This is a genomic window from Streptomyces sp. NPDC039480, assembly GCF_055597165.1.
In genome coordinates, this window is the sequence record NZ_JBVITX010000018.1 from 1 (window position 1) to 9,025 (window position 9,025).

A 9,025-nucleotide genomic window follows, 5' to 3' on the forward strand; every position below is an offset into this window, starting at 1 on the left:
CCAGTACCCCGGCCGAAACTCCTCGTACATCCGCGAGGACACCGGCCTCTCCCCCGCCCGCCACCGCCTCATGCACCAGCACCGAGTCCTCGGCAACGTCTGCCGTCTCAACGGCATGTGCGGGCGCCCATGTCAGCTCGAAGAGCGAGCGATGGGTGTTACGGCCACCCCCGCCCTCCAACTGCCCGGGCGAAACACTGCGGGAGACCATCGAGTCCACCGCTGCCACGGGGGCGCCGGTGGCGTCGGCGAAGGACAGCCGCAGGCCGGAGTCCGCGGATGAGACCGACACCCGCAACACCGTCGCCCCGGAGGCGAACAGTCGAACTCCGCGCCAGGCAAAGGGAATCGAGGGCCCGGCACCCGCATCCTGGGCGTCATCGTCGGCGAAGGACTTGATGTGCAGTGCCGCGTCCAGGAGAGCGGGATGAATGCCGTAACCGCCGCCGTCCTCGGTGTCCTCGGGGAGCGCCACCTCGCAGAACAGGTCGCCGTCGCGCCGCCAGGCGGCACGCATCCCCTGGAACATCGGGCCGTACTGCAAGCCGTAGTCCACGAGGTTGTCGTAGAACGAGTCGAGGGAGAGGGCGGTCGCGCCCTCGGGCGGCCAGACCTGCGCCCCGTCCGCGTCGGCCGTGGCAGTTGCCCCGGGGGCGGGCTGGGAGCCGGGCTCGGTGGCCAGGGTCCCCTCGGCGTGCAAGGTCCACTCGTCATCGGCGGCCGCGTTCTCCGCGCGCGCATGCACCCGCACCTCACGGCGGCCTGACTCATCCGCGCCGCCCACGCCGACCCGTACCGCGACCCCGCCCACCGGCGGCAGCACCAGCGGCGCATGCAGCGTCAGCTCCTCGACGACCGAGCAGCCCACCTCGTCACCAGCGCGAATCGCCAGCTCGACGAAGCCGGTCCCCGGGAACAGCACCGATCCCAAGACCGCATGGTCGGCCAGCCACCGCTGCCCTTCCAGCGATATCCGTCCCGACAGCACCAGGCCATCCGAGCCCGGCACCTCCACCACGGCCCGCAGCAGCGGGTGCTCGACCGCTCTCAGTCCGGCCAACTCCACTTCCGCCGCGCCGCCTTCCAGCGAGTCCAGCCAGTAGTGCTGGCGCTGGAAGGCGTAGGTGGGCAGGTCCACCCGCCCCGGCCTGTCACCGAACACCGCGTCCCACTTCACCGAACGGCCTCGCACGTAGAGGGCCCCGACGGCGCGCAGGAGGTTGGCGGTTTCGTGGTCGTCCCGGCGCTGGGTCGGGATGGCCTCGTCGATGAGCGGGGTGAGGACGGGCTGGGGGCCGACCTCGAGGAAGGTGCCGGTTCCCTTTTGGTGGAGGGTGCTCACTGCGTCCGCGAAGCGGACCGTTCCGCGCACCTGGTCCGTCCAGTACGAGGGGTCAGTCATCGTGTCCGCCGCGACCAGGTCACCGGTGACGGTGGAGACCAGCGGAATCTTCGGAGCCTGGAAGCTGATCCGCGAGGCGATCTCACGGAACTCATCCAGCATCGGGTCCATGAGGGGTGAGTGGAAGGCGTGGGAGACTCGCAGCCGGTTCGTCTTGCCGTCGAACTGTGCCGCGACCTTCACCACCGCATCCTCGGCGCCCGAAATCACCACCGAGCGGGCTGCGTTGACGGCGGCGATCGTGACGTCCTCGCGGTCGCCGATGAGTTCGCGCACGGTCGCTTCATCGGTGGCGAGGGAGATCATCGCCCCGCCCTCGGGCAGCGCCTGCATCAGCCGGGCTCGCGCGCCCACCAGTGTTACGGCGTCTTCGAGCGAGAGCACCCCAGCCACATGTGCGGCGGCCAGTTCACCGATGGAGTGACCGGCCACGTAGTCGGGCCGCAGCCCGAAGGACTCCAGCAGCCGGTACAGGGCCACTTCGAAGGCGAACACCGACGTCTGCGTGTACAAGGTCTGGTCGAGCGGGGACCGAATGCCCTCTTCGGGCCAGATGACCTCTCGTAGCGGCAGGTCCAGCAGCCCCAGAACCTCATCCCAGGCGGCCGCGAACACCGGGAACGAGTCATACAGCTGCCGCCCCATACCCGGGCGTTGGGAGCCCTGCCCCGAGAACACGAACGCCACCGGGCCCGAAGCCGAACCCACCTGCCGCCCAGCACCGTCCACGGCCACGGCCTCCAGCTCCCGCAGCAGCGTCTCCCGGTCCCCGCCGACCACCACAGCCCGGTGCTCGAACGACGCCCGGGTCGACACCAACGCGTGCCCGACCTCCACCGGGGTCAGCTCAGGCCGCTCCCGTACGAAGGAAACCAGCCGCCCAGCTTGCGCCCGCAGCGCGTCCGCCGACCGGCCCGACACCACCCACGGCACCGCGACCGGCTCAGGAGCCACCTCGGGCACATCATCCGAGGACGAGGCGGCCTCCGGCGCCTCCTCCACGATCACATGCGCGTTCGTCCCACTCAGTCCGAACGAGGAGATGCCGGCGCGGCGCGGGCGTCCGTTGCGTGACCACTCGCGTGCCTCGGTCAGGAGCTCCACCGCGCCCGCCGACCAGTCGACGTGCGGGGAGGGCTCGTCGACGTGCAGGGTGCGCGGCATGACGCCGTGCCGCATCGCCATCACCGTCTTGATGATGCTGCCGACGCCGGCGGCGGCCTGGGCGTGGCCGATGTTGGACTTGAGGGAGCCGAGCCACAGCGGCTCGCCGTTTTCCGGCCGGTCCTGCCCGTAGGTGGCGAGGAGGGCCTGCGCCTCGATCGGGTCGCCGAGGGCGGTGCCCGTGCCGTGGCCCTCGACCAGGTCGATGTCGGCGGGGGCGAGTCCGGCGCTGGCCAACGCCTGCCGGATCACGCGCTGTTGGGACGGGCCGTTGGGAGAGGTGAAGCCGTTGGACGCGCCGTCCTGGTTGACGGCGGAGCCGCGGATGACGGCCAGGACCTCGTGGCCGTTGCGTCGTGCGTCCGACAGCCGTTCCAGGACCAGTACGCCGACGCCCTCGCCCCAGCTGGTGCCGTTGGCGGCGCCGGAGAACGCCTTGCAGCGGCCGTCCTTGGACAGGGCGCCCTGCCGGCTGAACTCGGTGAACATGTCGGGGGTCGCCATGACCGAGACGCCGCCCGCGAGGGCGAGGGAGCACTCGCCGTTGCGCAGCGCCTGCGCGGCCAGGTGCAGGCCGACGAGGGAGGAGGAGCAGGCGGTGTCGACGACGGCCGATGGCCCTTCGAGGCCGAGCGTGTAGGAGACGCGGCCGGAGATGACGCTGCCCTGGATGGCGCTGGTCACGTAGTCGTGGTGCATCAGGCCGGCGAAGACGCCGGTCTGGCTGCCCTTCAGTGTGCCGGGGTCGATGCCGGCGCGCTCCAGTGCCTCCCAGGAGGTTTCGAGCAGCTGGCGGAACTGGGGGTCGAGCGAGGCCGCCTCGCGGGGCGCGATGCCGAAGAAGACCGGGTCGAACTCGGCGGCGTCGTAGAGGAATCCGCCCTCGAGTACGTAAGTGGTCTCGGGGCGGGACAGCTCGGGGTCGTAGATCCGTTCGAGGTTCCAGCCGCGGTCGGTCGGGGGGTTGGGGGTGATGGCGTCGACGCCGTCGGAGACCAGTCGCCAGAGTTCCTCGGGGCTGCGGACGCCGCCGGGGTAGCGGCAGCTGATGCCGACGATGGCGATCATGTCGTCGTCGCCCTCGGCCCTGGCCATCGGAAGCGTCGGGGCCGCCACGGCCAGCTCGCTGCCCATCGCCTCGGCGAGCAGGAAGTCCGCGAGGACGCGCGGCCGCGGGTAGTCGAAGACCACGGTGGCCGGGACCCGCAGGCCGGTCGCGGTCTGGAGGCGGTTGCGGAGTTCGACGGCGGCCAGCGAGTCGAAGCCCATCTCGCGGAAGGCGCCTTCGCTCTCGATGGCGCCCGGCGAGTCGTGGCCGAGCACGGCGGCGACGTGTGCCCGCACCAGGTCGAGCACGATCCCGGCTCGTTCGTCCTCGGGCGCTGCGGCCAACTGGGCGGCCAGCGCGGGTCCTTCGGACGTGGGCGCGCTGCTGGCGGCTCGCCGGGCGGGCACCCGGACCAGTCCGCGCAGGATGTGCGGGACGCCTTCGGCCCGTGCGCGTATGGCTGCCGTGTCCATGGTGGCGGTCAACAGGCAGGGCTCGGCGCCGGTCCTGGTCGCGGCGTCCAGGAGTGCCAGTCCCTGGGTCGCGGTCAGCGGGGTGATCCCCCAGCGGTTGACGCGTTGCACGTCGGCCTCGCTGAGCTGCTGGATCATCCCGTGGTCCTCGTCCCACAGGCCCCAGGCGAGGGCGTGGGCGGGGAGGCCTGCGGCGGCGCGGTGGGAGGCGAGTCCGTTGAGGAACTGGTTCGCTGCCGCGTAGTTTCCCTGACCCGGACCGTCCATGAGGCTGGACGAGGAGGAGAACAGTACGAATGCGGTCAGGTCGAGGTCGAGGTCGCGGGTGAGTTCGTGCAGGTGCCAGGCGGCGTCCGCCTTCGGGGCGAAGACCGTGTTCAGCCGCTCCGGGGTCAGATCAGCGATGATCCCGTTGTCGGCGATGCCGGCCGCGTGGACCACGCCCCGCAAGGGGACCTGCAGCCCGTCCAGGACCTGCGCCAGCGCCGCGCGGTCGGACACATCGCAGGCCTCGACGGCGACGGTCGCGCCTTGGGCCTCCAGTTCCGCCACGAGGTCGCTTGCGCCTTCGGCGGCCGGGCCGCTACGGCTGACCAGCACCAGGTGACGTATCCCGTGCTCAGTCACCAAGTGGCGGGCGACCAGACGGCCCAGGCCACCGGTGCCACCGGTGACCAGGACGGCACCCGAGGTGTCCCACACCGGCCCGTCGGCACCTTCGTCGGCGGCAGCGCCGGCGCGAGTGATGCGGGGCACGAACCAGTGGCCTGCGCGCAGGGCGACTTCGGGCTCGCCGACCGCGAGCACGGACGCGGCGTCCACCTCTTCGCCGGGGGCGGCATCGACCAGTACGAACCGGCCCGGCATCTCCGCCTGCGCCGACCGCACCAACCCCCACACAGCCGAGGCCGCGACATCCACGACACCCGCGTCATCACCGACCGCGACCGCACCACGGGTCACCACGACCAGACGCTGATCCTCACCACACGCCCGCAACACCTCCAGTACCCCGGCCGAAACTCCTCGTACATCCGCGAGGACACCGGCCTCTCCCCCGCCCGCCACCGCCTCATGCACCAGCACCGGATCCTCGACAGACGCCGGTGCAGGCTGCGGTGTGGAGACCCACTCCACCCGGTAAAGCGACTCCTGGTTCCCGCCGAACGCACTCAACTGCTCGGCGGACACCGGGCGGGCCAGCAACGAATCCACCGTCACCACGGGCGCACCGGTGCTGTCGGCGACCAGCATCCGCAGTCCCTCGCCGTGCGGCGAGACCCGCACCCGAACGGTGCCGGCGCCGGCCGCGTGCAGGGTGACCCGATTCCAGGAGAACGGGATCGACGTGTCGCCGAGGCCGTCGCCGTCGCCCGCGCCGTCGAGGAAGCGGGTCTGCAGCGCCGCGTCCAGGAGAGCGGGGTGAACGCCGAACGCGGCGGCGTCCCCGGCCTCGGGCGGCAGCACGATGTCGGCGAAGAGGTCGCTGCCGAGGCGCCAGGCCGCGCGCAGGCCCTGGAACGAGGGGCCGTAGGCGAAGCCCTGCTCGACCAGCCGCTCGTAGAGACCGTCGACCGGCAGCGAGGTCGCACCCCGCGGCGGCCAGACGGTGAGATCGGAGGCGGCCTGCGCCTCGGCGGCCTCGGCCGGTGCTGGCATCAGGACGCCACTGGCGTGCCGCAACCAGGGCTGCTGCGTGACGTCCGTCGTGTCCTCGGGGCCGGTCTCGCGCGAGTAGATCGCGACGGATCGGCCGCCGGAGGCGTCGGGCGCGCCGAGCACCACCTGGAGCGTCACACCGTCGGGCCGGGAGAACACCAGGGGCGCCTCGATGGTCAGTTCGTCGACGACCGGACAGCCGACCTCGTCACCGGCGCGGATGGCCAGCTCGACGAAGCCGGTGCCGGGCAGCAGAACGGTGCCCATCACCGCGTGGTCGGCGATCCAGCCGTGCGACTCCTGCGCAAGGCGGCCGGTGAACACCACCCCTTCGGAGTCGGCGAGCGCGACGGTCGCGCTCAACATCGGATGTCCGGACGCCCGCAGACCGATGGCGGCGGGGTCTCCGGCGGCCTTGGCGTCCAGCCAGTAACGCTTGTGCTGGAAGGCGTAGGTGGGCAGTTCGGTGGCACGCGACGACGCACGGCCCCGGAAGATCTCCGCCCAGTCGAGGTCGCGGCCTTGGGTGTGGAGGGTGCCGAGGGCGCGGAGGAGGTTGGCGGTTTCGTGGTTGTCCCGGCGCTGGGTGGGGATGGCGTCGTCGATGAGCGGGGTGAGGACGGGCTGGGGGCCGACCTCGAGGAAGGTGGTGGCGCCCTGCCCATGGAGGGTGCTCACTGCGTCTGCGAAGCGGACGGTTCCACGGACTTGGTCCGTCCAGTACGCGGGGTCAGTCATCGTGTCCGGTCCGACCAGGTCACCGGTGACGGTCGAGACCAGCGGAATCTTCGGGGCCTGGAAGCTGACCCGCGCAGCGACCGCACGGAACTCGTCGAGCATCGGGTCCATGAGGGGTGAGTGGAAGGCGTGGGAGACCCGCAGTCGGTTCGTCTTGCCGTCGAACTGTGCCGCGACCTCCTCCACCGCGTCCTCGGCGCCCGAAATCACCACCGAGCGGGCTGCGTTGACGGCTGCGATGGTGACGTCCTCGCGGTCGCCGATCAGCTCGCGCACGGTCGCCTCGTCGGCGGCGAGGGAGATCATGGCGCCGCCCTCAGGCAGCGCCTGCATCAGGCGTGCCCGCGCACCCACCAGCGTTACGGCGTCTTCGAGCGACAGCACCCCAGCCACATGTGCGGCGGCCAGCTCGCCGATGGAGTGACCGGCCACGTAGTCGGGCCGCAGCCCGAAGGACTCCAGCAGCCGGTAGAGCGCTACTTCGAAGGCGAACACCGACGTCTGCGTATACAGCGTCTGGTCCAGTGGGGACTTGACTCCCTCTTCCGGCCAGATGACCTCCCGTAGAGGCAGATCCAGCAATTCGAGAATCTCATCCCAAGCGGCTGCGAACACCGGGAAGGAGTCATACAACTCCCGCCCCATACCCGGGCGTTGGGACCCCTGCCCGGAGAACACGAACGCCACCGCACCCGAAGCCGAACCCACCGACGACCCCGTGCCGTCCACCGCCACGGCCTCCAGCTCCCGCAGCAGCGTCTCCCGGTCCCCGCCGACCACCACCGCGCGGTGGTCGAAGGTCGCCCGGGTCGTGGCGAGGGCGTGGCCGACCTCCACCGGGGTCAGCTCAGGCCGCTCCCGTACGAAGGACACCAGCTGCCCGGCCTGCGCCCGCAGCGCGTCCGCCGACCGGCCCGACACCACCCACGGCACCGCGACCGGCTCAGGACCCGCCTCGGGCACATCATCCGAGGCCGGGGCGGCGGCCTCCGGTGCCTCCTCCAGGATCAGGTGCGCGTTGGTGCCGCTCAGGCCGAACGAGGAGATGCCGGCCCGGCGCGGCTGTCCGTCGGGTTCCCAGGGGCGGGCCTCTGTCAGGAGTTCGACGGCACCGGCCGACCAGTCCACGCGGGAGCTGGGCTCGGAGACGTGGAGTGTGCTCGGCAGCACGCCGGCGCGCATCGCCATGACCATCTTGATGACGCCGCCCACCCCGGCGGCGGCCTGCGCGTGTCCGATGTTGGACTTGAGGGACCCGAGCCACAGGGGCCCGCGCTCCTGCGGCCGGTCCTTCCCGTACGTAGCGAGCAGCGCCTGTGCCTCGATCGGGTCGCCGAGCGTGGTGCCGGTCCCGTGGCCCTCGACCGCGTCGATGTCGGCCGCGGTCAGTCGGGCATTGGCCAGCGCGGCGCGGATGACGCGCTGCTGGGAGGGGCCGTTGGGGGCGGTGAAGCCGTTGGAGGCGCCGTCCTGGTTGACGGCGGAGCCGCGGATGACGGCCAGCACCTCGTGGCCGTTGCGCCGGGCGTCGGAGAGCCGTTCCAGGAGGACCAGGCCGACGCCTTCGGACCAACCGGTGCCGTCCGCGCTGTCGGAGAAGGGCTTGCAGCGGCCGTCGGTGGCCAGGCCGCTCTGCCGGCTGAAGGCGACGAACGGGTCCGGCTTCACCAGGAGCGCGACGCCACCGGCGAGGGCGAGCGAGCACTCCTGGCGGCGGAGCGACTGCGTGGCCAGGTGCAGGGCGACGAGCGAGGAGGAGCAGGCGGTGTCCACCGTCACCGCGGGGCCCTCCAGGCCGAGGGTGTAGGAGACGCGGCCGGAGATGACGGCGCCGCCCGCGCCGGTGCTCATGTGGTCGGCGGCGACCTCCGGGCGGGAGGAGACGACCTCGCCGAAGTCGTGGCTGCCGGCGCCGGTGAAGACGCCGACCTGGCCGCCGCGCAGGGTGTGGGGGTCGATGCCGGCGCGTTCGAAGGTCTCCCAGGCGACTTCCAGCACCAGTCGCTGCTGGGGGTCCATGGTGAGCGCCTCACGCGGGGAGATACCGAAGAAGGCGGCGTCGAAGCCCGCGATGTCCGATACGAAGCCGCCCTCGCCGACCTGCGAGGCGCCGTTCCGCTCGCCGTCGGCCCTGAGCAGCGCCCGCAGGTTCCAGCCCCGGTCCTCGGGGAAGGGGCCGATGCCGTCGCCCCCTTCGGCGACCAGTTGCCACAGGTCACCGGCCGAGCGCACGTCGCCGGGGTAGCGGCAGCCCATCGAGACGATCGCGATCGGCTCCTGGTCCTGGGATTCGACCTGCCACAACCGCTGACGCGTCTGGTGCAGTTCGGCGCTGACCTTCTTGAGGTAGTCGAGAATCGTCTTCTCGTCCGCCACCAACATCACCCTACCGAGCAGATACGGAGCGGATTCGGTACCGAGCGGCCTTGGCCGGACGGGCACCAGTACCGGACGGGCACGGGCCCGGCCGAATCCGCGAATCATGAACAAGAGTCCAGAGAGGCCGGTAGGGGCAGCTACCCCTAGCCGCCCCTACTGGCC

Annotated in this window: 1 protein-coding gene; it reads right to left on the reverse strand. The window is 71.5% G+C overall.

What is annotated here, in order from left to right; translation table 11 throughout:
- Positions 1-8,860, reverse strand: an 8,860-nt coding sequence (locus tag ACZ56E_RS37995; protein WP_471221552.1) for an SDR family NAD(P)-dependent oxidoreductase, incomplete at its 3' end; no start/stop codon positions are given.
- Positions 8,861-9,025: the final 165 nt, after the last annotated feature.